This window comes from Rhizobium sp. CG4 (genome assembly GCF_023701965.1).
Taxonomy (GTDB): domain Bacteria; phylum Pseudomonadota; class Alphaproteobacteria; order Rhizobiales; family Rhizobiaceae; genus Agrobacterium.
In genome coordinates this window covers 94,882-120,540 of sequence record NZ_JABAEG010000007.1, presented here as the reverse complement: position 1 = coordinate 120,540, position 25,659 = coordinate 94,882, and the positions used below count along the sequence as shown (strand labels likewise).

The 25,659-nt window shown below is 54.9% G+C and carries 23 protein-coding genes; 14 read left to right on the top strand and 9 right to left on the bottom strand.

What is annotated here, in order from left to right; translation table 11 throughout:
• Positions 1-3: 3 nt before the first annotated feature.
• Together HGO37_RS19070 and HGO37_RS19065 are read right to left on the bottom strand one after the other, a co-directional pair.
• Positions 4-678, bottom strand: coding sequence for a GntR family transcriptional regulator (locus tag HGO37_RS19070; protein ID WP_250984705.1), 675 nt, complete (start codon positions 676-678; stop codon positions 4-6).
• Between the two features lie 94 nt (positions 679-772).
• On the bottom strand, positions 773-2,677 hold the full coding sequence (locus tag HGO37_RS19065) for a bifunctional sugar phosphate isomerase/epimerase/4-hydroxyphenylpyruvate dioxygenase family protein (RefSeq protein ID WP_250984704.1): 1,905 nt from the start codon (positions 2,675-2,677) through the stop codon (positions 773-775).
• Between the two features lie 189 nt (positions 2,678-2,866).
• On the opposite strand from HGO37_RS19065, the gene HGO37_RS19060 reads away from it, so the two are divergent.
• From HGO37_RS19060 to HGO37_RS19030, 7 genes are all read left to right on the top strand, one after another.
• Positions 2,867-3,697, top strand: a complete 831-nt coding sequence (locus HGO37_RS19060; protein ID WP_192490097.1) for a transporter substrate-binding domain-containing protein — start codon at positions 2,867-2,869, stop codon at positions 3,695-3,697.
• A gap of 106 nt (positions 3,698-3,803) precedes the next feature.
• Positions 3,804-4,247, top strand: coding sequence for a type II 3-dehydroquinate dehydratase (aroQ, locus tag HGO37_RS19055; RefSeq protein ID WP_250984703.1), 444 nt, complete (start codon positions 3,804-3,806; stop codon positions 4,245-4,247).
• Between the two features lie 19 nt (positions 4,248-4,266).
• A complete protein-coding gene (locus tag HGO37_RS19050) occupies positions 4,267-4,935 on the top strand; it encodes an amino acid ABC transporter permease (protein WP_192490099.1) in 669 nt (222 codons plus the stop codon).
• A 12-nt stretch (positions 4,936-4,947) separates the two neighbouring features.
• Positions 4,948-5,589, top strand: a complete 642-nt coding sequence (locus tag HGO37_RS19045; protein ID WP_250984702.1) for an amino acid ABC transporter permease — start codon at positions 4,948-4,950, stop codon at positions 5,587-5,589.
• Between the two features lie 74 nt (positions 5,590-5,663).
• A complete protein-coding gene (locus tag HGO37_RS19040; RefSeq protein ID WP_250984875.1) occupies positions 5,664-6,395 on the top strand; it encodes an amino acid ABC transporter ATP-binding protein in 732 nt (243 codons plus the stop codon).
• A gap of 33 nt (positions 6,396-6,428) precedes the next feature.
• Positions 6,429-7,256 carry a shikimate dehydrogenase family protein gene (locus HGO37_RS19035; protein ID WP_250984701.1) on the top strand — a complete coding sequence of 276 codons (828 nt, stop codon included), beginning with the start codon at positions 6,429-6,431 and terminating at the stop codon, positions 7,254-7,256.
• 9 nt (positions 7,257-7,265) lie between these two features.
• Complete coding sequence (locus HGO37_RS19030; protein WP_250984700.1) at positions 7,266-8,336, top strand: Gfo/Idh/MocA family protein; 1,071 nt, start codon at positions 7,266-7,268, stop codon at positions 8,334-8,336.
• A 25-nt stretch (positions 8,337-8,361) separates the two neighbouring features.
• Here the strand turns inward: HGO37_RS19030 and HGO37_RS19025 are convergent, their stop codons facing one another.
• Genes HGO37_RS19025 through pcaD form a run of 5 tightly spaced genes read right to left on the bottom strand, consistent with a single transcriptional unit; the run spans position 8,362 to position 12,047 of the window.
• Entirely contained in the window at positions 8,362-9,423 is a 1,062-nt protein-coding gene (locus HGO37_RS19025) for a 3-carboxy-cis,cis-muconate cycloisomerase (RefSeq protein ID WP_250984874.1), read from the bottom strand.
• A gap of 42 nt (positions 9,424-9,465) precedes the next feature.
• Positions 9,466-10,080: a protocatechuate 3,4-dioxygenase subunit alpha gene (gene pcaG / locus HGO37_RS19020; RefSeq protein WP_250984699.1), complete on the bottom strand. Its 615-nt coding sequence runs from the start codon at positions 10,078-10,080 to the stop codon at positions 9,466-9,468.
• Entirely contained in the window at positions 10,080-10,829 is a 750-nt protein-coding gene (pcaH, locus tag HGO37_RS19015) for a protocatechuate 3,4-dioxygenase subunit beta (protein WP_250984698.1), read from the bottom strand. Before pcaH ends, pcaG begins: the two co-directional genes overlap by 1 nt.
• 2 nt (positions 10,830-10,831) lie before the next feature.
• Positions 10,832-11,242, bottom strand: coding sequence for a 4-carboxymuconolactone decarboxylase (gene pcaC / locus HGO37_RS19010; RefSeq protein WP_250984697.1), 411 nt, complete (start codon positions 11,240-11,242; stop codon positions 10,832-10,834).
• Positions 11,235-12,047: a 3-oxoadipate enol-lactonase gene (gene pcaD, locus HGO37_RS19005; protein WP_250984696.1), complete on the bottom strand. Its 813-nt coding sequence runs from the start codon at positions 12,045-12,047 to the stop codon at positions 11,235-11,237. Before pcaD ends, pcaC begins: the two co-directional genes overlap by 8 nt.
• A 94-nt stretch (positions 12,048-12,141) precedes the next feature.
• Here pcaD and pcaQ point away from each other — a divergent pair, with 94 nt between their 5' ends.
• Positions 12,142-13,065, top strand: a complete 924-nt coding sequence (gene pcaQ / locus HGO37_RS19000; RefSeq protein WP_250984695.1) for a pca operon transcription factor PcaQ — start codon at positions 12,142-12,144, stop codon at positions 13,063-13,065.
• Between the two features lie 210 nt (positions 13,066-13,275).
• Here the strand turns inward: pcaQ and HGO37_RS18995 are convergent, their stop codons facing one another.
• Complete coding sequence (locus HGO37_RS18995; RefSeq protein ID WP_250984694.1) at positions 13,276-13,863, bottom strand: TetR/AcrR family transcriptional regulator; 588 nt, start codon at positions 13,861-13,863, stop codon at positions 13,276-13,278.
• A gap of 99 nt (positions 13,864-13,962) precedes the next feature.
• Between HGO37_RS18995 and HGO37_RS18990 the strand changes: the two genes are divergently transcribed.
• From HGO37_RS18990 to HGO37_RS18965, 6 genes are all read left to right on the top strand, one after another.
• Positions 13,963-15,078: an efflux RND transporter periplasmic adaptor subunit gene (locus HGO37_RS18990; RefSeq protein ID WP_250984693.1), complete on the top strand. Its 1,116-nt coding sequence runs from the start codon at positions 13,963-13,965 to the stop codon at positions 15,076-15,078.
• Positions 15,078-18,194, top strand: coding sequence for an efflux RND transporter permease subunit (locus HGO37_RS18985; protein ID WP_250984692.1), 3,117 nt, complete (start codon positions 15,078-15,080; stop codon positions 18,192-18,194). Before HGO37_RS18990 ends, HGO37_RS18985 begins: the two co-directional genes overlap by 1 nt.
• A 468-nt stretch (positions 18,195-18,662) precedes the next feature.
• Positions 18,663-20,609: a putative bifunctional diguanylate cyclase/phosphodiesterase gene (locus HGO37_RS18980; RefSeq protein WP_250984691.1), complete on the top strand. Its 1,947-nt coding sequence runs from the start codon at positions 18,663-18,665 to the stop codon at positions 20,607-20,609.
• A 184-nt stretch (positions 20,610-20,793) separates the two neighbouring features.
• Positions 20,794-21,417: a DedA family protein gene (locus tag HGO37_RS18975; RefSeq protein ID WP_250984690.1), complete on the top strand. Its 624-nt coding sequence runs from the start codon at positions 20,794-20,796 to the stop codon at positions 21,415-21,417.
• A gap of 147 nt (positions 21,418-21,564) precedes the next feature.
• Positions 21,565-23,385, top strand: coding sequence for an AI-2E family transporter (locus HGO37_RS18970; protein WP_285200856.1), 1,821 nt, complete (start codon positions 21,565-21,567; stop codon positions 23,383-23,385).
• Positions 23,386-23,552: 167 nt separating this feature from the next.
• Positions 23,553-24,086, top strand: coding sequence for a lipocalin family protein (locus HGO37_RS18965; protein ID WP_250984689.1), 534 nt, complete (start codon positions 23,553-23,555; stop codon positions 24,084-24,086).
• Between the two features lie 203 nt (positions 24,087-24,289).
• On the opposite strand, the gene HGO37_RS18960 is transcribed toward HGO37_RS18965, so the two are convergent.
• A complete protein-coding gene (locus HGO37_RS18960; RefSeq protein WP_250984688.1) occupies positions 24,290-25,627 on the bottom strand; it encodes a putative bifunctional diguanylate cyclase/phosphodiesterase in 1,338 nt (445 codons plus the stop codon).
• Positions 25,628-25,659: the final 32 nt, after the last annotated feature.

The following is a 25,659-nucleotide window of genomic DNA, read 5'->3' as shown; positions in this document are numbered from 1 at the left end:
TGGTCAATCCTGAAGCGGCGACTTGCGGGCTAGCGCATGCTCGACGCCGCCTTGAATATGCAGGCCAAGGATTTTCTTTGCGTTCTTCTGGTCACGGTTGAGCGCCGCATCCAGCAGTTGCTTGTGTTCGTCTGCAGCAATTTTACCGCGGTAGGAGAGCGCGACCATTTGATAACGCAGGTATTTATCAAACACTGCCGCATGTGCCTCCATCAGCAGTTTCGATCCACATGCTGAAATCAGTGCCTGGTGAAACTCCCAGTCATAGCGCTTCCAATCTTCCGTATGGCTGGTATCGCCGCTGGCCATTACACCTTCCATCCGCGCCAGCTTGTAGTGGGCAGAAACCAGCCGCGCCTCCCAGTCGACATCACCTCTTTCGAGGGATTGCTCCAGCGCGTGCGTTTCCAGAAGCAAGCGCAAGCCTGCGACTTCCTTGAGATCGACGGATGACATGGGCATTACCTGAAAGCCACGTTGGCCTTCAGCCATCACGAGGCCATCGGATGCAAGCCGATTGAGAATTTCTCTCAGCGTGCTGATGCTGGTGTCGTAGGTATCCTTGAGCTTTTCTAGTTTCAGCCTTTGTCCGGGAGCAAGGCGACCGAAGATAATATCGGCCCGAATACGCTTGTAGCTACTCTCGGCAACGGTTTCGTTCAGTGTTTCAGACGACATGTCAGGATCTCGGATATTCTCTTAATCGTCATACATATTTTGCGGCGGTGCATAAATCCAGCCTCCTTGCGTTGAAGAGCTTCGATGTTTGCTCCTATCGCACATCCGGCGTGGGCTTTGGCACGCCTTCCGGTCTGAGTGCCTTTTTCAATGCCGAGATACGAAAAATGGCGTTGGCAGCGCCATATCCCCGGTAACCACTACGCTGCACGATCTCAAAAAAGAAACCCTCACCGAATGTCGTGCTGTAAAGCTGGAAATATTCTCCATGGTCGTCGCGATCATAGAGAATGTTCTCCACTTTCAGCCGTTCGGTCAGTTCCGGGTCGAGACCGAAGCGTGCTTCCACATCGTCATAATAGTTGGGCGAAATAGGCAGTGGCTTGAACCCATTGGCACGCAGGGCCGCGGCTGTTGCGAAGATATCCGCGGTATGAAAGGCCAGATGCTGCACGCCCGACCCAAATTTTTCAGCAATGAAATGGCCCGCCAGCGTACGACGGTTTTCTGCTCCATTCAGCGTCAGCCGCAAACTGCCCGAGGCATTCTGGACCACCTGACTGCGCACCACGCCTGCGGGATCGATGATATCAACCATTGCAGTCTTGTTGGCGTCGAAAATCGCTGTGTAAAACAGCAACCAGGTCAGCATTTCGTCATAGGCTACGGTCTGAGCGACGTGGTCGACATGAGTAAGGTGGGCAGACGAAATCTCCGCTTCCTCATAGGCGGGGAGAAAATCGATTTCCGCAAAGCGACCGAGATCGCTTTTGTCATCGATCAGATAAATCAGTCCTCCACCGACACCGCGTATGGCGGGTATCTCAATCTCACCTTCGCTGACAGACTGCTCGAAGGGCTCGGCACCGAGCGCGATTGCGCGCGAATAGGCTTGCTTGGCATCATCGACAATGAGCGCGACTGCATAGGCGGACGTGCCGTGTACCGCAAAGGACGCGTTGGAGAAACCCTTGTCGTCGGTATTGAGCAAAAGGCGGATGTTGCCCTGTTGGAAAATCGCGACTTTCTTGGAGCGGTGAGAAGCCGTCTTGCGAAAACCAAGGGTTTTCAAGATGCCTGCGAGGTTTTCACCGTCCTCCTCGTCCGTTGAAAATTCAACAAAACCTATACCGGATACAGGCGCGCGCGCCGGCATTTCTGCCAGGGTCAGCGTTGCCGCTTCAGGATGACGACGAACCTGATCACCCAGATATATCAGTGAGCGGTAACCATCAGCCGCAATTGTTTTGGGAGAGCCTCCGCGGAACTGATCATTGAAAATTTCCAGGGAAAGATATCCGTCATAGCCAGTTGCAGCGACCGCGGCGGTGAACTCTGTCACCGGCAGATCGCCTTCACCCGGCATGTTGCGGAAATGACGCGACCAGTAGAGCAGATCCATGTCTATCAGCGGTGCGTCAGCAAGCTGCACGATGAAGATCTTTTCCTTAGGTATGGAGCGGATAGAATTGATGTCGATCTTGCGCGACAATGTGTGAAAACTGTCGAGTATCAGGCCAATATTAGGATGGTCAGTCCGTCGCACGATCTCCCAGGCGTCGCGGTGGTCATTGATATGCCTGCCCCACGCCAAGGCCTCAAAACCCACCCGCAAGCCACGTTTTGCCGCCCGCTCACCCAACTCATGGAAGTCAGCGGCTGCTCGGTCTATGCCGCCAAGCGAGGCAGGTGAGACGTTGGAGCAGACGAGAACGAGATCGGTTCCAAGCTGCTGCATGACATCGAACTTGCGTTCGGCGCGATCAAAGGTGCGGCCACGCAGCGGCTCGGGCATGCCCTCAAAATCACGGAATGGCTGGAAAAGCGTAATGTCCAATCCGTGATCACGAACCATGCGACCGACGTCAGCAGGACTGCCATCAAATGCGAGGAAATCATTCTCGAAGATCTCCACCCCGTCAAAACCTGCCGCGGCGATGGCCGCAAGCTTTTCGGGAAAATCTCCGCTGATCGATACCGTGGCAATTGATGTTTTCATATTCGCTCCTCCAGAGGCAAATCATCACCGATATTCGTCATTCAGTAATTAGTGTGAATGCTGAAATGCATTTTATATGAGATTATAGAAAAACTCTGTTGATTTGGAAATGGCCTTATGTCAATTTTAACGTGTTGCCAGCTGGAGGAGAGTTGGCTGGCCCATGGGCTACTAGAGGAGGAGCACCTTATGTTTGGATTCAAATGGAACCGACGCAGTGTCCTGTTGGGCGCAGCGGCAATGGTGGCCGCGGCATCACTGTCGCAACCGGCCGCAGCTATCACGCCGGACGAGATCAAGGCCAAGGGCAAGCTGGTCGTTGGCATCCAGGGCGATAACCCGCCATGGGGTTTTGTCACCAGCGCTGGCAAACAGGACGGTTTTGACGCCGAGATGGGCGCATTGTTCGCCAAGGAGCTTGGCGTGGATGTGGAATTCGTTCCGCTCGAAGTCAACAACCGTATTCCTGCGTTGACCTCGGGTCGGGTTGATATCCTTTTTGCAACGATGGCCATGCTGCCGGATCGCGCAAAAGCCGTTCAGTTCAGCAAGCCCTACAATGCAAATGCCATCGTTCTGATTGGTCCAAAGGACAAGTCGATCAAGACCAATGAAGACATGGCTGGCTTGACGATCAGTGTCGCCAAGGGCGCTGCCCAGGATACTCAGGTCACCAAGAACGCACCATCCACAGCGACGATCCGTCGATATGATGGCGACGCTGCAAGTGTCCAGGCACTAGCCTCCGGTCAGGTTGATGCCCTTGGCGGAAACATCTTCTACATGGACCGCGTCGAAAAGGCTGTCCCTGGCAAATTTGAAAACAAGCTGGAATTCCAGAAGCTCTATAATGGTGCCTGCACCCGTCTTGGTGAAAAAGAGCTCAATGCTGCGGTGAACGAGTTCATCGACAAGATCAAGGCGAATGGCGAACTCGACAAGATCTATGCCAACTGGATGAAGGTTCCGGTTCCGGAGTTTCCGACGAGCCTCGAAGGCATCTCGTTTACTGCGAACTGAGTTTCGACTTTCACAACCCCAACATTCACGAGGCGGCACCTGACGTGCAGGTGTCCGCATCGGTGCCCGGCCAAAGCCGGTGCGCCGATGCGCATGGAGACTTTGCATGACAAATAAGATCTTTGTCCTGAATGGTCCTAATCTCAACCTTTTGGGCGAGCGGGAACCTTCGATATATGGCACCACCACTCTCGCCGATATTCGCGATCGGTGCGAGGCGAAAGCCGCGTCACTGGGCTTTTCGGTTGATTTCCGCCAGACGAATTTCGAAGGTGAACTGGTTGAATCTGTTCACCAGGCACGGAAAGAAGCGTGTGGCATCATCATCAATCCGGCAGGATACACCTTCACGTCCATTGCCCTGCTGGATGCCCTCAAGACATTTGACGGGCCGAAGATAGAGCTTCACATTTCCAACGTGCATGCACGCGAAAGTATCTACCACAATTCCCTGATCTCCCGCACCGCGACCGGCATCATGATTGGCTTCGGCGCGCGCGGATATGAACTGGCGATCGAGGCCATGGCCGACCTGGCAAGATCATCCTGAGAGCATTGCAGGAGACGTCATGAACTATACCCTGGATTTCACACCAGTCATTGAAGGTTTGCCAAACCTGCTGTGGGCCTGTCTTGGCACATTTACGCTGGCAATCTGTGGCATGCTTCTGGCGATCGTTATCGGTATTGGTGGCGTTATTTTGCGCCAGTCTCCAGTCAAGCTGCTGCGCTGGCTCACGATTGCCTTCGTTGAGCTGATCCGTAACACGCCTTTCCTGGTGCAGATATTCTTTATCTATTTCGCTTTGCCGCTGGCGGGCATCCGCCTTGATCCAACCCCGACCGCAATCATTGCATTGGGTATCAATGGCGGCGCCTATGCCATCGAGATTATCCGTGGCGGGGTTCAGTCGATCTCGAAGGGGCAGGTGGAAGCAGGGTTGGCCCTTGGTCTTCACAAGGCTCAGGTCTTCCGGCTGATCGTTCTAAAGCCGGCGCTTCGTGCGATCTATCCATCGCTGACAAGTCAATTCATTCTGCTGACGCTGACGACCAGCATCGCATCGGCGATTTCAGCCTACGAACTGACGTCAGTATCTCAGCGGATCGAGTCCGACAGCTTCCGCAGCTTCGAGGTCTACTTCACCGTGACAGCATTTTATCTCGTCATTTCCTGGGTGATGATGCGGATTTTTGCGCTCTTCTCCTCCCGCTACTTCAGCTATCCGGTCAAGTGAGGAGACAATCCCATGGGACGCGATGAATTTCTTTTCCTGTTGGCAGGTCTTAAATGGACCGTCGCCTTGTCAGTGGTTGCCTTCCTGTTCGGATGCATTTCCGGCCTTCTTGTCGCCCTGGCACGCACATCCGGCATTGCCATACTGGAGCGCCTGACTGCCGGCTACATCGCCATCTTTCAGGGCACGCCGCTTCTTATGCAGCTCTTCGTTGTTTATTACGGCCTTGCGTTGATCGGCATCCAGATGGATGCGTGGGCTGCGGTCTCTGTTGGTCTGACACTCCATGCGAGTGCGTTTTTGGGGGAAATCTGGCGCGGTTCGATCGAAGCTGTACCGCGCGGCCAGACTGAGGCAGCAAAGGCACTGAGCCTCGGCTATATCTCCAGAATGAAAGACGTCGTTCTGCCACAGGCGATACGGATTTCGCTTCCCGCGACGATCGGTTTTCTGGTGCAGCTGATCAAGGGGACCTCGCTTGCCTCGATCGTCGGCTTCACCGAGCTGACCCGTGCAGGAAACATCATTTCCAACCAGATATTCCAGCCACTAACCGTCTTCGGCATCGTTGGAGTTCTCTATTTTCTGATGTGCTGCCCGCTGACCATCTATGGCGCTCACCTCGAGCGAAAGTTCGTGGCAGCCAGCCGCTGAGCTTTATGCGTGCACACCATTCCGGAGTTTCGTTGATGAACCAGACAGTAGCCACAGAAAACCCAACCGAACAGATGATCACCTTGTCAGGTGTAAACAAGTGGTATGGCGCCTTTCAGGCCCTTGATAACATCAATATGTCGGTGGCCAAGGGTGAAAAAATCGTACTTTGCGGTCCTTCAGGCAGTGGGAAATCCACGCTTATCCGTTGCATCAATCACCTTGAGACCTATCAAAAGGGCGATATCCATGTTGGCGGCATCATGCTGGGACATGGATCCAAAACGATCGATGCGGTACGCCGCGAGGTCGGCATGGTTTTCCAACAGTTCAATCTTTTCCCGCATCTTACCGTGCTGCAAAACTGCATGCTTGCTCCGATAAAGGCACTCGGCCTCGACAAGGCGCAGGCGGAGGAACGCGCGCGGCAGTTGCTTGAGCGGGTAAAGATTGCTGAGCAGGCAGAGAAATATCCCGCACAGCTATCCGGCGGGCAACAACAGCGCGTTGCGATTGCCCGCGCTCTGTGCATGCGTCCCAAGGCGATGCTGTTCGACGAGCCGACCTCTGCGCTGGACCCTGAGATGGTCAAGGAGGTGCTGGATACGATGATCGCTCTTGCTGATGAAGGCATGACAATGATCTGCGTGACCCATGAAATGGGGTTTGCGCGTCAGGTCGCGGATCGTGTCGTCTTCATGGCAAGCGGAGTGATCGTGGAAGAGGCACCACCTGCAGAATTTTTCTCCAATCCCAAACATGAACGCACCAGGAAATTCCTTGGTGAGATCCTTGGGCGGCATTGATGCGGTCACAATTCGCAGCCGGAAGGTAGGCCGATGATCAGCGGCAACACAAAACTCATAGCACATCTGGGCTTTCCGACGCACTCCTTCAAAGCGCCGTTGATCTACAATCCCTATTTCGAAAAGAACGGCATTGATGCGGTTGTCGTACCCATGGGATGTCGCCCGGAAGACTACACGGCGTTTCTCAAACTCGTTTTCCGCCTGTCCAATATTCACGGCGCACTCATCACCATGCCGCATAAGATAACGACCATGGGACTGCTGGACCAGATTTCCACCAATGCACAGGTGGCGGGAGCCTGCAACGCGGTGCGGATCGGATTGGATGGCCGGCTGATTGGCGATATGTTCGATGGTGAGGGCTTCGTGCGCGGGGTTTTGCGCAAGGGCAGGCAAATCAGTGGGATGAGAGCGATCATGGCGGGCACCGGCGGGGTCGGGTCAGCGATCGCAGCGTCGCTTGCCAAGGCCGGACTGGCGGAACTGGCGCTGTCAGACGCTTCCGCCACCATGATGCAGGGGCTCGCAGATCGGCTACGCCGCCATTATCCTGACCTGAAGGTCGAGATCGGCAAAACCGATCCCGACGGATACGATATCGTCATCAATGCAACGCCGCTTGGCATGAACGAGAACGATCCGCTTCCTTTTGATGTCTCCCATATTTCGCCATCTGCTTTTGCAGGGGAGGTTGTGTTGAGCCGGGAAATCACCCCGTTTCTTGCTGCTGCTCGTGCTCGCGGTTGCGGATATCAGGTGGGGACCGACATGTTGTTCGAGCAAATCCCCGCATATCTTGAGTTTTTTGACCTGCCGACAACAACGGCCGAGGAACTGCGCGCTGTTGCCAGATTGTGAAGGATGAGCATGGTTTCCCAACCTGCGAAAATTGCGTTGTTCGGTGCGGGCCTGATCGGGCGTGAACATGCAGCGTTGCTGTTCAGAAACCCGAAAACGGCACTGGTCGCAATTGTTGATCCTGCTGAAGCGGCAAAATCTGTGGCTGACCAATATGGAGCCAGGCATTATTGCGATGCTGTCACGATGTTTGAGCAAATTCGCCCGGACGGCGTTATTATCGCGCTGCCGAATGCTCTTCACGCTGCCGCTGTGATCGCATGTGTGGAGCACGGCATTCCTTGCCTGGTGGAAAAACCCGTGGCCGATACTCTGGAGTCGGCAATGCTGCTCGTCGCAGCGGCTGACAGGACAGGCGTTCCCGTGCTTGTTGGCCACCATCGGCGCCACAGCCCGGATATTGCTAAGGCGAGACAACTGGTGGCAGAGGGTGCACTGGGGCGCCTTGTTGCTGTCAACGCAATGTGGATGGCTGACAAGCCTGGACATTATTTCAATACCGCCTGGCGTCGCGAACCGGGTGGAGGCCCACTACTCATCAACCTCATTCATGATGTCGACTGTTTGCGCTTCATTTGCGGAGATATCGAGGAGGTAATGGCGCTCACGTCCAACACAGTGCGGGGGTTCGAGGTGGAGGATAGTGCCAGCATCAGCGTACGTTTCACCTCCGGCGCACTTGGAACTTTCCTGATGAGTGATGCTGCCGTTTCGCCCTACAACTGGGACACGGCAGCCGGGCAGGCCCTGTATTTCCCACACCAGCCGGAAAACGCGTACTTTCTGTCGGGTACGCAGGCCGCATTGGCTGTACCCTCGATGGATCTGTGGACGCATGAGACGCTGAATGGAGATTGGCAGCACCCTCTGGTCCGGCGGCATGTCACGCTCGACGGTCGCAGAGCCTATGACAACCAGCTTGCCCATTTCATCGACATCATTGCCGGAACGGCAACACCGCTGATTTCTGCGCGCGATGGCATGATGACGCTGGCGACCACTTTGACCATCGCCAGATCGGCGCGTGAGAGAAGGCCAGTGCGCCCGCAGGAATTGATCGATGATGCGATGAACTCCTGATCGTCAGGCTGGTACTTTCCCCGATTCATGGCAGATCTGTCGTCCCCATGCTTTTGATGCTTGCGAGCATTTGCATGCTCAAGCGAAGCGATGCGGCCGTTGCCATCACCATGTGTGGCAATATTAGCCATTCGAGGGTCCAAGCCGCGCCCGAACGCTCCTGTTCATGGACAAGCGACTGATGCAAACCAGAAACCTGTACGGCGTTGAAGCGAGCGAGTGCAACAAGTGTTTCAGCCGCCACCGGGTTCTGCTTATGCGCCATGGCGGAAGATGTGCCGCCGCCCTCAAGGGAGATTTCTCCCTCGCCACTTGCCTGCGCCATGAGTGCAATATCCTGCCCTATCTTGCCCAGTGCTCCAGTCAGCAATGAAAGGTAATGGCCGATGGCGACGACGGGGTCACGCTGGCTTTGCCATTGCCTGATATCGGCAAGGCCCAGCTCCTTGGCAAGCGCAGCGCGGATGGCGGCGCCATGCTCGCCTAGTTTGTCGAGTGAGCCCGCCGCACCTCCGAATTGAACGGGAAATTCCAGGTGCTCCAGCGACTTGAGGCTGCGCTCGAGCGGATCTCGCCAACTCCGCAAACGGTCTGACACATGAATTGGTATGGCTGCCTGCATGCGGGTCTTCCCCATTAACAGGCAGTCGCCAAAGCGACGTTCGAGCCCATGCAGGAAATCTACAACTTCTGCTGTGCGATCTGCGAAAATCTGCACGATTGTCTGCAGCCTCAACATCAGGCTTGTGTCAATTGCGTCCTGACTGGTCGCGCCGAAATGAACATGGGTTGCAGCACTACCGCCAACTGCCTCGCGCAGCTGCCTGACCAGTTCCGGGACGACTACAGAATCTCTTGCTACTGCCGCGCCAAGCTGCTCCACATTTGGGTTAAGTCCAAGACATTCAATCGAAATACGGTTTGCGGCCTCGGTCGGTATAACGCCGATCCCTGCCTGCGCACGCGCCAATGCGCTCTCGAAGGACAGTATCGCTCTGATATCGGCTTCAGCCGAAAGATAGCCAGCGATTTCGCCGTCGCCGAGAAGTCCTGACAGAAAGGGGTGGTCGAAGGGAGAAAATGACATCATGTGTCCAGATTAACGTTTGTCGACATGTCGTCGAAGGACTTAAATATCGAGAAAAACGGTTTCCTTTGGCCCCTGCAAATGAATGTCGAGGCTGTAGACGCTGCCATCTCTCTGCGCCACCATGGTTTCCACCCGCTGGCGATGCTCTATGCGCAACAATAGCGGATCTGCGGCATTGGCTTCTTTCTCGTCGCAGAAATAGAGGCGGGTATGCAGCCCGATATTGATGCCGCGGGCAACGATCCAGAGCGTTACATGCGGTGCCATCAAACGCCCGTCCCTGAACGGCACTCGGCCGGGCTTGACGGTTTCAAACCGGAAGTACCCGTCTTCGCTGTTGGTCGGGCAGCGACCCCAGCCGGTAAAGTTCGGGTCAGCGGTGCCGCGCATTTCCGTAGGGCTGTTGTAAAGACCTGCATTATCGGCCTGCCAGATTTCCACGACCGCATCGCGCACCAGCACATCAGCGCCATCGAATATCCGGCCACAGATCGTGATGCGCTCACCAACAGTCTGCTCGTTGACCATTTCTGTTCCCAGATCAACGTCATAGATGCCGCCAATCTCGCAGAAATTCGGAGTGAGCCCGATGTGGACATAGGGACCGGCCGTCTGCGACGGTGTTTCCTTCAACCTGTGAAGTTCCTGGGTCATCAGTTACCCTCCAGCCGGTTTTCAAAAATGGTCGAGCGCCTCCCGCGCAATACGATGTCGAATTTGTAGGCTCGCGAATCCATTGGGATCGTCTGCCCCCAGTCGAGTGGCGCAATCAGCTGTTCAATAGCGCGCCGATCCGGGATGGTGTTGACGATCGGGCACTTCCAGATCATCGGATCACCTTCGAAATACATCTGTGTGATAAGCCGTTGGGCAAAGCCGTGGCCGAAAACAGAAAAGTGGATGTGGGCAGGGCGCCAGTCGTTTACGCCGTTTGGCCATGGATAGGCTCCGGGCTTGACCGTGCGGAACGCGTAATGCCCGTCATCGTCACTAATGGCGCGACCACACCCACCGAAATTGGGGTCGATTGCGGCGAGATAGGTTTCTTTTTTATGGCGATATCGACCGCCGGCATTCGCCTGCCAGAATTCGAGCAAGGCACCGCGCACAGGACGCCCTCGTTCATCCAGCACACGGCCATGGACGACGATACGTTCCCCTATGGCACTTTCGCCAGGACGGGCATAGTTGCGGATCAGGTCGTTATCGAGTTCGCCGATCATGGAATGACCGAAAACCGGGCCGGTAATTTCAGAGATGGTGCCGTCCAGGGACAGCAATGCGCGCTGCGGCGAGCGAAGAACTGATGTTTTGTATCCCGGCGTCAATGCAGGTGAATGCCATTCGCGATCCCGCGCAAAAAATGCACCTGTTTCCGGCGTCTGGTTGGAATTATCGGACATCCTTAGGTCTCCTCCCTTGATGTCTTTTCGGCGTCCATCTGGTCGAAGACGCGCTTGGTGATCTTGATGGCATGATTTGCGGCGGGCACGCCTGCATAGATGGCGACATGTAGCAGCGCTTCGCGAACATCTTCGCGTGAAGCACCGGTATTGGCGGTGGCGCGCACATGCATGGCGACCTCTTCATCCTGGCCAAGCGCCGCCAAAAGCGCGATTGTAATGATTGACCGCTCACGTTTGGTAAAGTTGGGACGCGACCAGACATGCCCCCAGGCGGATTCTGTAATCAACGTCTGGAACGGCTGGTCAAAATCGGTTGAATTGGCGATGGCGCGGTCGACATGGGCGTCACCCAATACTGCGCGTCGTGTCTCCATGCCCATTCGATGGAGGTCTGTTTCGGTGTCACTCATTGAGCTTGCCTCGGGTGATCGCGCTCTTGATGAAAGTTCGGATCAGGTCGGTCAGTGCTTCGGGTTGCTCGACGCAGGGGATATGGCCTGCGTCCTTGACGATTTCGAATTGCGCTCCCGCAATAAGACCCGCAAATGACCTGACAAGTTCGGGCGGTGTTGAGCCATCCTGGTCGCCGACGATACAAAGGGTCGGAGCTGCTATGCGCCTTGCCGCTTCCGTATAATCGGCGTCTCGAATGGCAGCGCAGGTTGCGGCATAACCCTCGACAGGCTGGCGTGCCAGCATGTTCCGGTAACCGCGATAGCCGATGTTGTCAGGGCTGCGAAAAAATGGCGTGAACCATCGTTCCATGACGGCATCAATGATGCTTGCTATGCCGTGCTCTTTGACTGCTTCGATGCGCAAATTCCACATTTCGGCAGACCCGATCTTGCTTGCTGTGTCGCAAAGGATGAGTGCTCTCACCAGATCGGGTCGCGTCTGATACATCGCCTGTGCGATTAGCCCTCCAACGGAAAGGCCACAGACAATAGCCTGGCTTACGTTGAGCAGGTCAAGAAGACCGGCAAGATCTGCGGCATGATCTTCAATCGAATACGGCGCGTTTCCGACATCGGACAGACCATGGCCGCGCTTGTCATACAAAACAATTGGGAAATCCCCGGCAAGGCGTACGATCACATCACGCCAGATCCGGAAATCCGTGCCCAGTGAATTGGCGAACACGATAACTGGTTTATCGGCTGGTCCGCCGATGACCTGGTAATGGATCGTGACTCCGTTGACGTGTGCAAACTGCATTGAAAAATATCTCCCACAATGATCTTGGTATATTGAACCGGTTAAGTAAAATAACTTCTTGAGCGTCTTACATATCCATATGGTTATCGATTAAATGAACGAATCCCGGATCAAATTTCGCCATCTTCAGGCATTTCTCGAGGTTGCCCGCCACCGAAGCGTCGTCAAGGCGGCAGGGTTCCTCAATGTCAGCCAGCCGGCGGTGACCAAGACGATACGAGAACTTGAGGGCGTACTTGGTGTCGCGCTGGTGGAACGTGATGGGCGAGGGATCCGGATAACGCGTTATGGAGACGTTTTCCTGAAACATGCAGGATCGGCGATTGCAGCGCTTCGCCAAGGGCTCGATTCTGTGTCGCATGAACGGATAGGGGAAGCTCCGCTTCTGCGCATTGGTGCGCTGCCCACTGTTTCAAGCCATATCATGCCACGTGCCATGGACATTTTTCTAAAAGAAAAGACCTGGAGCCGTATCAAGATCGTAACGGGTGAAAATGCAGTGCTCCTTGAGCAACTGCGCTTTGGAGAGCTTGATCTTGTCGTCGGCCGGCTCGCGGGAGCCGACAGGATGGCGGGATTCGTTTTCGAGCATCTCTATTCCGAGCAGGTGGTGTTTGCCGTGCGAGCCGGACATCCGCTGCTCGCATCGGACTGCTCGCCATTTGCCGAACTTGCAGAGTACACGATCCTGATGCCGACCACGTCGTCGATCATTCGGCCATTTGTTGATCGGTTTCTCATTGCCAATGGCATTTCCGGCCTGCCGAACCAGATTGAGACCGTGTCAGATGCCTTCGGCCGTGCCTTCGTTCTTTCAAGCGATGCGGTGTGGATCATATCTGCCGGTGTCGTGGCGCGTGATATCGATGACGGACGGCTGTGCGTATTGCCGATTGATACGAACGAAACGCGAGGACCCGTTGGCCTGACAATGCGAACGGATGCTGTCCCTTCGGTGGCTATGTCTCTTTTGATGCAGACAATACGTGAGGCTGCAGCCTCCCGTGCGCTGATTTGAAACCTGTCAATCTTTCCCGCCAACGTCATCAACCGAGAAACGAAATACAACAGACGCGCCGCGTCAACGGGGGCGTCTTCGTCACAACGCGAAACCGATCAAAACTGCTCTGGTATTAACCTCGCCAAAACCGAAATCTCAGTCCGAATACCACCCGTGCCGGTCATGTCGTCTGGCTCTGTCAACGTCAGGCGATGGAGTTGATGAACGTCACGCTGGAACAGCGCGACCCGCGATCCTGCGGACCTCGCCAGCTGCTGAATCCAGGATGCCACGGGACAAGGTTTCGTCTTGTATGAGACGTGAAAGCGTGACCGCACCGACCATCAGTGAGAGTATCGCCAAGGCTTTGCCATGGGCTGTTGGGTCCTCGGGTCCGCCCACCAAATTTTCCAGCACATCGAAATGAGCGCGAATTCCGTCTTCAAATGGTTGCTTGACCTCAGCGTTCTGACGAGCCGCATCCGATCCCAGAGCCACCAGAGGGCAACCTTCGGCCTTTTCTCCCCGGTGATCTGTGGAGAGGTAGAAGCCCATCACCGCCTCGAGGGGATCGGAGCTTGTTGCGGCGGCGTCCGACCAACGTGCCGTGGCGCTCTCCATTGCTCTCGCCGACGCGAGGGTTGCGAGGTCCTCCTTTGACGCAAACTGTTTGTAGAAGGCGCCTTGCGTCAGTCCAGCACCCTTCATCAAGTCCTTGAGGCCGATCCCATCGAAGCCATGCTCTCGAAACAGGCGACTTGCCACATCGATGACCCTGTCCCTGTTCTCTTCAGCCTGCGCGCGGCTCACTCGCATTTCGACCTCCAATTAGATTTCGATTGACATCTATAATGAAAATAGAGTTAGGTCGCAATCTAATTCGTTTGGATCGCTGGTCAAGAAGAGAACGCAACAATGAAACGCAAATATGTCCTGTCTCTCGTAGGCCTCGTGGCAGCAGCAGGTTCTGCCGGAGCCTTCTTCATGTTCTACGAGCCGACGAGGCAGGAAGCTTTGGCGGCTGATCCGAGGACAGCCTCCCCCCTGGTTCGGGTTGCCGAGGTCACGAACACCGGAATGACTGAGCGCTCTTTCACAGGAACGGTCGCGTCCCGTGTCCAGAGCAACCTTGGTTTCCGTGTTCCGGGCAAGATTGTCGAGCGGATGGTCGATGTGGGGCAGCAGGTCAGCAAAGACCAGGCGCTCATGCGCATTGATGAAACCGACCTGCAACTGGCGCTCATCGCCAGACGAAATGCAGTCACCGCAGCACGCGCCGTTCTGATCCAGGCGCAGTTAGACGAGAAACGCTATGCAGCGTTGGTAAAAAATGGTTTGGCAGCCACTCCACAGCGATATGAACAGGCAAAAGCAGCGCTTGACACTGCGACGGCTCAACTCGCGGCAGCAGAAGCCGACGCCCAAGTGGCTGAAAACAACACCTTCTACACGCTTCTCGTCGCAGACGCTGACGGAACAATAGTCCAGACCCTTGGAGATCCCGGGCAGGTCGTTGCCGCAGGCCAGACGGTCGTGCAACTGGCGCAGTCCGGACCACGCGAAGCCGTCGTCTGGCTTCCTGAGACCCTACGGCCCGCTCTCGGCTCCGAGGCTCAGGCCGATGTTTACGGAGGCGGCAGTCTGAGCGGCAAGGCCAGGCTGCGGCAGATTTCCGATTCTGCCGATCCCCAAACCCGGACTTACGAGGCTCGTTACATTCTCGAGGGCAATGCGGCTTCAGCCCCGCTTGGCTCGACTGTGACAATCAAAATCCCCGACACTGACCGCCAGTCGGAAGTTGCGATACCCGTGGGTGCACTCCTGGACGACGGAAATCGTACAGGCGTGTGGGTTGTCGAAAGCACCACTTCGACTGTGAAGTTCACACCAGTCAAGGTTCGCCAGATCGGCGAGGAGACGGCATTTGTTACCGGGATTGTGACTGGAGAGCAGGTCGTTGCCTTGGGGGCACATCTTCTCAACGATGGCGCAAACGTCAGGATTGCCTCGCAACAAGAGGTTAAAAACTAATGAGCTTCAATCTTTCCGCCATCGCGGTTCGCGAACGTGCCATCACTCTTTTCTTTATCGTGCTGCTGGCAGCCGCTGGGGCCTATGCCTTTGTAAAGCTGGGACGCGCCGAAGATCCGTCGTTCACGATCAAGACACTGACGGTCACGTCAGTCTGGCCGGGCGCCACCGCGAGAGAAATGCAGGACCTCGTCGCTGAGCCGCTTGAGAAACGTATTCAGGAACTGACCTGGTACGACCGCGTCGAAACGACAACGCGGCCTGGGTACGCGTTCCTGACAGTCACCCTCAAGGATAATACGCCGTCAAGTGCTGTGGCAGAAGAATTCTATCAGGCGCGCAAAAAGCTCGGCGATGAGGCTCGAAACCTGCCTCCGGGTGTGATGGGCCCATTCGTCAACGACGAGTATTCCGATGTGAGCTTCGGTCTCTATGCCCTGAAGGCCAAAGGCATGCCGATGCGCGAGCTGGTCCGTCAAGCGGAGATCATCCGGCAGGATCTCCTCCACGTCCCTGGCATCAAGAAGATCAACATTGTTGGGGAGCGTCCTGAACAGATCTTCGTCGAATTTTCCTTTGCCAAACTGGCAACGCTGGGCATATCTGCACAGGACATCGCTGCCGCTTTGCAACGGCAGAACACGGTCACGCCTGCGGGATCTATCGATACAAAAGGACCACAGGTCTTCATCCGGTTCGACGGTGCGTATAACAGTGAGCAGGCAATCGCCGACACGCCGATCGCGGTCGGCGGTCGGACACTGAAGCTGTCCGACCTGGCAGAGGTGCGTCGAGGCTATCAGGATCCCGCGACCTATCTTATCCGCCATGAAGGTGAGCCGACCATAATGTTGGGTGCCGTCATGCAGGCTGGCTGGAACGGTCTTGATCTGGGCAAGGCACTCGAGGAGCGGTCTGCTGCAATCTCGCAGACATTGCCGCTGGGAATGACACTGACCAAAGTCAGTGATCAGGCTGTCAATATTGACGAGGCTGTCGGCGAATTCATGCTCAAGTTCGCGATGGCGCTTGGCGTTGTTTTGTTCGTGAGCCTGGTGGCGCTCGGCTGGCGCGTCGGCATTGTCGTGGCGCTTGCAGTGCCCCTGACGCTTGCCGTCGTCTTCCTGATCATGCTGGAAACGGGTCGGTTCTTCGACCGCATCACGCTTGGTGCACTGATCCTCGCGCTTGGCCTTCTAGTTGACGACGCTATAATCGCCATCGAAGTCATGGTCGTGAAGATGGAAGAAGGCATGGACCGCATCAAGGCTGCCGCTTATGCCTGGAGCCATACCGCAGCCCCTATGCTATCCGGCACGCTGGTTACGATCATCGGACTGATGCCCGTCGGTTTTGCGAAGTCCACTGCCGGCGAATATGCCGGCAACATTTTCTGGGTCGTCGGCTTTGCCCTCATCGTATCGTGGATTGTCGCTGTGACCTTCACACCCTACCTCGGCGTGAAGATGTTGCCGGACATCAAACCCGTCGAGGGCGGCCACGAGGCGATATACAATACGCCAAATTATCGCCGGTTGCGCTCAACCATCGAGTTTGCAGTTCGCCATAAATTTATGGTCTGCGCCGTGGTGGGCATTTCTATGGCAGTTTCTGTCATTGGGATGGGCGGGGTCAAACAGCAATTCTTCCCGACATCAGACCGTCCTGAGGTGTTGGTCGAAGTGCGCATGCCAGAGGGCACGAGCATCGAGGCGACGACATCTGCGGTCAAGAAAGTTGAAGACTGGCTGCAGACCCAGCCGGAGTCCGACATCGTCACGTCCTACGTAGGGCAGGGCGCACCGCGCTTCTTCTTTGCAATGGCACCGGAACTGCCTGACCCTGCCTTCGCCAAGGTCGTCGTGCTCACACCCGATGCCCATGCACGCGAAGAACTCAAGCACCGCCTTCGCGCTGCCATATCGGAAGGACTTGTCCCCGAAGCATCTGTCCGGGTGACGCAGCTCGTATTTGGTCCGTACACGCCGTTCCCCGTCGAATTCCGGATCATGGGACCTGATCAGGACGAACTCTACAAGATCTCGGAGCAAGCTCTGGCGCTGATGAAGACCGTTCCCGATGTCCGCCAAGCCAACCGCGACTGGGGCAATCGAACACCTGTTCTGCGATTTGTCCCTGATCAGGAGCGACTCAATCTGATTGGCCTTTCGCCAGCGGAGGCGGCCCAGCAGTTGCAGATGCTGCTCAGCGGTATCCCTGTCACGCAGGTGCGCGACAACATCCGCAACGTGCCTGTCGTTGCGCGAAGCGCTGGCGAAATCCGTCTCGACCCGTCGCGTCTTGCCGACTTCTCGCTGATGAGCAGGGATGGCCGTCAGGTGCCGCTGGATCAACTCGGGCACTCCGAGATCCGGTTCGAAGAGCCGATCTTGAAGCGTCGTGACCGGACCCCGGTCATCACGATCAGGTCTGATATCAACGAGGCGACGCAGCCACCGGAAGTTTCGCAACAGGTCATGAAAGCACTACAGCCGCTCATCGCGTCGCTCCCGGTCGGATACCGGATCGAGATGGGCGGCAATATCGAGGAGTCCCTCAAGGCAAACGTCGCTCTTGTGCAAGTATTTCCGTTGATGATTGCCGCTATGTTGATCGTCATCATCCTGCAGGTTCGCAGCCTGTCGACGATAACTATGGTGATGCTGACAGCGCCGCTTGGTCTCGCAGGGGTCGTGCCGACATTGCTCCTGTTCAATCAGCCGTTCGGTTTTAACGCAATTCTTGGCCTGATAGGACTGGCGGGTATCCTCATGCGTAACACGTTGATCCTGACAGAGCAGATTAAGGAAAACCAGACCGCAGGTCTCGATGATTACCAAGCCGTCATCGAAGCGACCGTTCAGCGGACGCGCCCGGTGATCCTGACCGCGCTTGCTGCGATCCTGGCGTTCATACCTCTGACCCATTCAGTGTTCTGGGGATCGATGGCTTATACGCTGATCGGCGGTACGGCGGCGGGTACCGTGATGATCCTCCTTTTTCTTCCTGCACTTTATGCCGTGTGGTTCCGGATCAAGCCGCCAAAGGGGGCGCACCATGCGCAACCGGCCCAGATCGACGAGCCGGCTCCCATGCGGGCGATGGCCGCAGAATAGAGGTTCGTCGGGCCATCGAACGCATGGAGTGCTGCCGGGAAGGTTGGGACCTGCCAACTAGAAGTGACGGAATTCCCCTAGCCGCTATGCTTCAATCTGCTCTGGATGTGGCGAAATGCACTTGCGCCACATCGGCTCCCAAGCGTCTGGACCGGCGAATTACGCGAAGACAGTGGACAGAAATCACACCACGTCAGAGTAGCCGTGTCGAGTTTCATTCTCGATGCCAAAAATCTCGCTCCTCGGGACGGGCTGGGTAAAGGCCATACGCTTTCGAAAGTAGAGTAAACAAGTATATTTAGGCTTACGACCAGCACAGATTTGAAACAGTATTGATTACGCATCATGTATCAATATGCATTCACACCTTGCAGTTGATTTCATTTCCGCTTGATTCACCTTTTGTATTTCCGATGATGAAAGATAGATTTGTTACATAACCGACTCTGTACTTGATGGGTCGTGTGAATGAACATATTAATCGCCAAGCAGAAACTGCAGTATTTTATGTCTGTACGGGCTGATAATTCGGACCTGTTACGAGAACAATATCGTGCCTTCACCCGGCAAATGCCGATGATGTACTTTATACTGCTTTCAAGCACCTGGGCACTTGCCACGACGCATGTGGAAGTGGCGCCGTCTTGGCTCACAATTGGAGTACCGGCTGTGTTCACAGTCGGCTGTACACTCAGGATCGCATTCTGGTGGCGGACGCGCGGTGTCGATCCCTCGCCAAAGGTTGCGCATGCCGCACTACAGCGCACAAACCGGCTGGCCGTCGGGATCGCAATAGCATTCACGCTCTGGTCTTTTTCGCTCGTGCCGTATGGGAACGCCTACACGCAATCCCACGTCGCCTTCTACATGGCAATTACCGTCATTTCCTGCATCTTTTGTCTGATGTATGTGCGATCGGCCGCCTTTATTGTCACGGTCATTGTCAATGGGGCGTTCATTGTCTTTTTTCTGGCCTCACAACAACCGACATTCATTGCCATCGCCATCAATGTTCTGCTGGTTTGTGCGGGCATGATGTCCATCTTGTTGACCAACTATCGCAATTTCGAGCGCATGGTCGTTTCCCAACAGCGTACTGAAGCGCTGAGCAATGAGAACCTGCTGCTTGCAAATATCGACAGCCTGACGGAGCTACCGAACCGCCGGGCCTTTTTCACGCATCTGGAATCCGAACTCGAAAAGGCCAAGATTACGGGAACCCGGCTGGCGCTCGGCGTTATTGATCTTGATGGCTTCAAGCCAGTCAACGACCTCTATGGACACTCTGTGGGCGACAGGCTCTTGGTCAATGTAAGTAAACGTCTTAGCGCTTCTCTCAAGGCAAGCAGGGCGTTTCGGCTCGGTGGCGATGAATTTGCCATTGTTGCCCCGATCATACCGGACGATGTGCAACTTGTCGCCAATGCGAATGCTATTTCGGAGCAGTTGAGAGCGCCCTACCACATGCCGGAAGGAACAGTGCATGTGTCCGCTTCCATGGGGATCGCGGTTTTTCCAAACCTTGCCTCGACGCTTGAACAGCTTTTCGACCGAGCAGATTATGCGCTTTACCACGCTAAGAAGACCCGGCGTGGCGATGCTGTTCTGTTCGATGCAGAGCATGAAAAGCAGATCAATATAGAGGCCCGCATCGAACATATGCTCAAACAGAAAGATATGGAAAAAGAGCTTTCTGTCGTATTCCAGCCTATCGTTGATATACGCGATGGACGAGCCAACGGTTTTGAAGCACTGGCGCGTTGGCACAGCCCGGTCCTCGGCCAAGTGCCACCTGACCAGTTTTTCTCTATTGCCGAACGGGCTGGTATCGTAAGCTCACTCACTCGGCCCCTTCTCAAAACGGCCCTGACTGCTGCATCGGCATGGGAGCCATCCCTCAGGTTGTCCTTCAATCTTTCCGCCCATGATCTCAACTCTTGCGAAGGCGTGCTGAGATTAGTCGGCATCATTGAAAACAGCGGCTTTGATCCGCAAAGGCTTGACCTTGAAATTACCGAAACGGCCTTTGCGCATGATTTCGAACAGGTCAGACAGTCGGTCGAGGTGTTGCGGCGCCTGGGTTGTGGTATTTCGCTGGATGATTTCGGCACGGGTTATTCCAGCCTGACACGGCTGCATGCTCTACCACTCACCAAGATCAAGATTGATCGCAGCTTCGTGACTGATCTGCATAAAAAGCCAGCCAGTTATAAAATCGTGAAATCCCTCCTGACCCTAAGTCGAGACATGGGGCTGGAATGCGTGGTTGAGGGGGTCGAAATACCTGAGGAGCTCGCGGCTCTGGAAGGTCTCGGGGCTACCCTGGTGCAGGGCTATGTTTATGCGCGGCCCATGAGAGAGCCGGATATCGGTGAATTTCTTTCGCAGCAATCGTCTAAGCGAATGGTGCTATGAACCTGAATTTCGCAATGGCAGCACCGCTTGAGCCAGTGCTGCGAGGTTAACCAACGGCCTTAAATATATATCTCCCTGTCGATGCATCCTTTCGATCTCCAGGGAGTTAAAAGCGATCATCCTTGCTGATCGCACAGGCTTAGCAAAGCTCGACTGCGTCGCAATAAAAACTGGCGGCGTGAGTATGGAAAGTTTTGTTCAATGGACCATGCAGGAACTGGGGCTGTTTGGCATTGGTTTATTGATGTTCCTGGAGAATATCTTTCCGCCAATTCCTTCGGAGCTTATCATGCCCTTGGCGGGCTATCTGGCCGCAAAAGGGGAAGTAAACGTTTTCTCAGTCATTGCAGCCGGGTCGGTCGGCGCCATCATGGGGATGTTGCCTTGGTACGTTCTAGGGCGAGTTGTGAACGAGAAGCAGATCGAGGCAATAGCTTCTCGCCATGGGCGCTGGCTTACACTGTCGCCAAATGACATTCAGGTCGCACGCGGCCGCTTCCGCCGTCATGGCAAAATGTCTGTGTTGTTGGGCCGCCTTATACCGACGATACGGACACTCATTTCCGTACCGGCAGGGTTGGCCCGCATGCCGTTTTGGCAGTTTGCCTTTTACTCCGCGTTAGGCAGCGTTATGTGGACGACGATACTTGCGATTGCGGGATTTGGCTTGGGTCAGGCATACGATACGGTTAAAGACTACGTCGATCCAGTGGCAACAACGGTGCTTTGTGGGATCATACTCGCTTACGCGTACAGGGTCGTTACCTTCAAACCCGAAACTGCCCGTGGTCTCGAATCATCAAGCTAAAATACGGTCTACGCAGACAATCTTTGTTCATTGGCGGCTAACATTAGAGGTGGTCCCTTGGCTGTAGAACAAAATAAGATCCTCGTCGCCGCAAGCACAGGGCCTCAGCCCGGCGGGCATATAACGTCTGCTATTACAGGCAGAACGTTGCTGATTTTGGTCTCGGTCGCCGTTATTCTTCATATAGGGCAGGAAATATTTGTACCGCTTGCGCTCGCTTTACTTCTGACATTCACTCTTTCTCCAATTGTTACATTCCTGAAGCGTCGACACGTTCCAAAGGTCGCAGCGGTGATTTCCGCTGTGGTAGTCGCTTTCTTGGCGATTGCCATTTTTAGCTTCGTCGTCGCGGGCCAAGTGGCAAATCTCGCTGAAAATATTCCGACATATCAGCGAAATATCGTTCTCAAGATACAGGCACTTAGCCAGGCTGGTTCGGGAAACGGGGTTCTCGAACACTTAAGCAAGGTCGTTGAGCGAGTGGGGGCCGAGCTGCAGGACAGGGCAAGTGAAAGTCAGGCAGTTGGGCCTTCCCGTCAGGAACCCATGCCCGTCGAAATCGTCACGAGGTCTAATCCGGTCCAGACACTGGGAAATTTCATCATTCCCCTGATAAGCCCATTCGCGACTGCCGGGTTGGTCATAGTCCTTGTGGTTTTCATGTTGCTCGAACGTGAAGATCTGCGCGACCGATTTATACGGTTAGTGGGGCTGGGCGACCTGCACAAGACAACTGCGGCGCTCAAGGATGCCGGCAGCCGCGTGGGAAAATACTTGCTGATGCAACTGGTCGTGAACTCTCTTTACGCGATCCCTATTGCACTTGGGCTGTGGTGGCTGGGGATCCCGAATGCGATTTTGTGGGGGCTCCTTACACTGGTGCTTCGTTTTGTGCCTTATATTGGACCTGTCATAGGCATGATACTCCCGCTCTTCCTAGCACTTGCAATCGCTCCTGGATGGTCATTGCTGGCATGGGTTGCTGGTTTGTTCATTGTCACTGAACTGATCAGCAACAACGTGGTTGAGCCCTGGTTGTACGGGAGCCATACAGGCCTTTCACCTCTGGCTATTATCGTATCTGCCATTTTTTGGTCTTGGCTATGGGGACCTTTAGGGCTCATGTTGTCTACGCCACTTACAGTGTGCCTGGTCGTGCTGGGACGATATGTGCCGGAATTCAGCTTCCTCGATGTACTGTTGGGCAATAATCCGGTGCTCGAACCTCAAGAGAAGCTCTACCAGCGATTGCTTGCAGGAGATCCTAGCGAGGCAACTGACAACGCTGAGGAATTTCTCGAAGAGGAGTATCTCATCGACTATTATGACAAGGTGGGGTTACCTGCCTTGTCTCTTGGCGAGGCTGATCGCCAACGCGGGGTAATGACGGACGAGCAACTGGCTCTTTTCGCGGCAACGACAATGACTCTGGTTGGCAACCTGGCTGACATTGCCTTGGAGGAGGAGAGTGACGGTTCGCAGGATGCTGAAGTCCCGGAAAATTCTCTGCCCGACGGGGCGGGTAAAACGCTTCTATGCGTCGGTGGGCGAGGCCCGATAGACATGGCAGCTGCGGCGATGATTTCGCAGGTGCTCGCGGTCCAGGGGGCAACCGTTCTCGCTGATGACTTGGCAATGCCTGCGGTAAACCGCGTTAAATTGCCGAATGTTGGTGAAGCAGACACAGCGATTATCGTTTTCCTGAACCCGAAATCAAAGCCACACGCCCGTCAGATCATAAGAAGACTGAAGCGTCAAAAGCCGTCCCTGCGGGTGGGAATCGTCATACCGCTGCTCGAAGCAGGAGAAATCGTTGCCATTGACCCCGGCGAGATAAGTGCCGATTTCATTTCCTCGACTATCGCAGAAGCGGTCCAAGGTGCGCTTTCCGACGTCATGGCAGTTGAACTTAAATCCCCCATTCGCAAGCTCATCAGGGCAAGGCCCGGGACGACCACAGCCGCCTGACAAATCTCAACTGGTGATCGGCTGGCTTCCCAGCGATAGTTCAGACATATCGAAGCCTTGGCTACACGCCATCTGCGCAAGGTGACCTGCGCGTACACTTAATTTGCAAATCGCGTTGGGAAAGGTCCAGGCTGGAACTTTAGGCGGGATGTTTAATTTAACGGTTCATGAAAACGAAATCACTTTCATTACTTCTTATCGTCGGCTTGCTCGCAGCTTGCAGTCCATCTGGGCCTGTTGGTAATACGTCAGTTCCCCAGCCTGTCAAAGCGGTAGAACTCAACCGCTATCTTGGACGTTGGTTCGAACTGGCTCGTTATGAAAATCGGTTTGAAACTGACTGCGAAGGCGTCACTGCTGATTACTCGTTGCGTGATGATGGTATGATCAAGGTGATCAATACCTGTCGTCAGGGCGGGATCAATGGCAGCGTCAAATCCGTGGAAGGTCGGGCAAAAATCGTGCCTTCCAGCGGCAATGCCAAGCTGAAAGTTTCGTTTTTCGGGCCTTTCTTTGGCAATTACTGGGTACTTGACCGCGCACCTGATTACACTTGGTCGATAGTGGGCGAACCGTCAGGGCGGTACCTCTGGATTCTGACCCGCACCGCCAACCCTTCAGAACGCACGCGGGAGATGCTGGCGAGAAAAGCCAAGTCATTAGGTTATGACGTGAGCCTTATTCGCTGGACACGCCATTAGGCAATGATGCCGCATTGAATACCAAGGTCTCGATGTTGCGGCCAATCATCCCTCTCGGTTTCGGTTTATGATGGTGTCCCACTGAACTTGGCAGGCAACGTAAAGCGCTCGATGTCAAGGAAGCCGGATGACGGCAATGATGGAAAATTTCCCCTGCGTGACAACGCGTTGGGAGCGCCGGTCGGGCGTTTTGAAGTCGTGTTTCAATGATCTGCTGGATTGATCAGACCTCGTATCCGCTCTTCAAATGTTTCGAGGGCGACCGGACGTCCGAAATAATAGCCCTGGAAAGATTGGCAGCCGCAAGACAGCATAAACTGAAATTGCTCATCATTCTCGATCCCCTCCGCCAACATTTCGAGGCCCAAGTCCTGTCCCATCTGCGAAATGCGTGTGACCAGCGATGCGCCCCGGCTGCCCTCCGCTATGGCCCGAACGAAACTTCGATCGATTTTTAGCTGTTGAAGCGGCAGGCGGCGAAGATAGCTCAGCGATGAATAACCGGTGCCGAAATCATCGAGCGCAATCGAAATACCATGATGCTGCAGGACTTTCATCTTGCCAATCAGTTCGTCTACCTCGGTCACAAACACACTCTCGGTCAGTTCGAGCTTCAATCTGGATGGCGAGACCTGGTGCGCGTTGAGGGTAGCTATCAGTCTGCTGACGAAGTCGTGTTTCAAGAAATGGTCTGCGCTAATGTTGACAGCTATGACGAGATCACGTGTGCTTTCCTGATTTGTCCAATCCGCTAGCGTTTTAACCGCGTTCTCTACGACCCAGTTACCCAGATCGGCCATTAATCCGGCGCGCTCTGCCGTAGGGATGAAGTGGCCGGGCTGGATGTAACCACGTTTCGGATGCTTCCAGCGAATGAGCGCTTCCGCTCCTATCAATCGGCCATCACGATTGACTTGAGGCTGGAAAAAAAGCTCGAACTGCTGCCTTGGAATCGCGGACCGCAGTTCCCGGCGTAACTTGCTATCAACGGTCATGCCTTCCTGAAGGAGAATAACACCAACGCACAACAGCGCAGCAAGGAAACTCACATGTATCCATGCCGTTATCAAACGCACTGAATCGGGTAGGGGAAGGGCGAAGTCGAACCTCAACGACGTACTGGAAAAGACAGCAAAACCGGCGAGCGACAAGAAAATTATCGCAAGCTGCAACTGACTGCGGTCTCTCTGGAAGTTTCCGTAACCAGCTAACGCAATGATGAGTAGATACAAATGAGAGACACGCGGAACCTCTTCACTCGGGACATCAAAATAGATCGAGAAGTAAAATATAAACAGTAAGCAGGCCATCTGGGCCAGCAACATGCCAAGAGACATGTTCCAGTGACGGCCAATCTGCCAACTCAAGGTCAAGAACGCAAACAGCGTGCTCTCGATGGCGACCAGGTGCCAGTTCTGGATTAGAACAAAAAACGGTATCCATGCGCCGCTTACCAGGGCGGCTAGAGGCAACGCGCAGCGGCATGCGTAATGAAGATGCTGAAGACGTTCAGTGTGAAATGTCGGATGCGATCGGGTCAAGTCTGTGCCTGGCACTCGTGTCAAAATGTGCT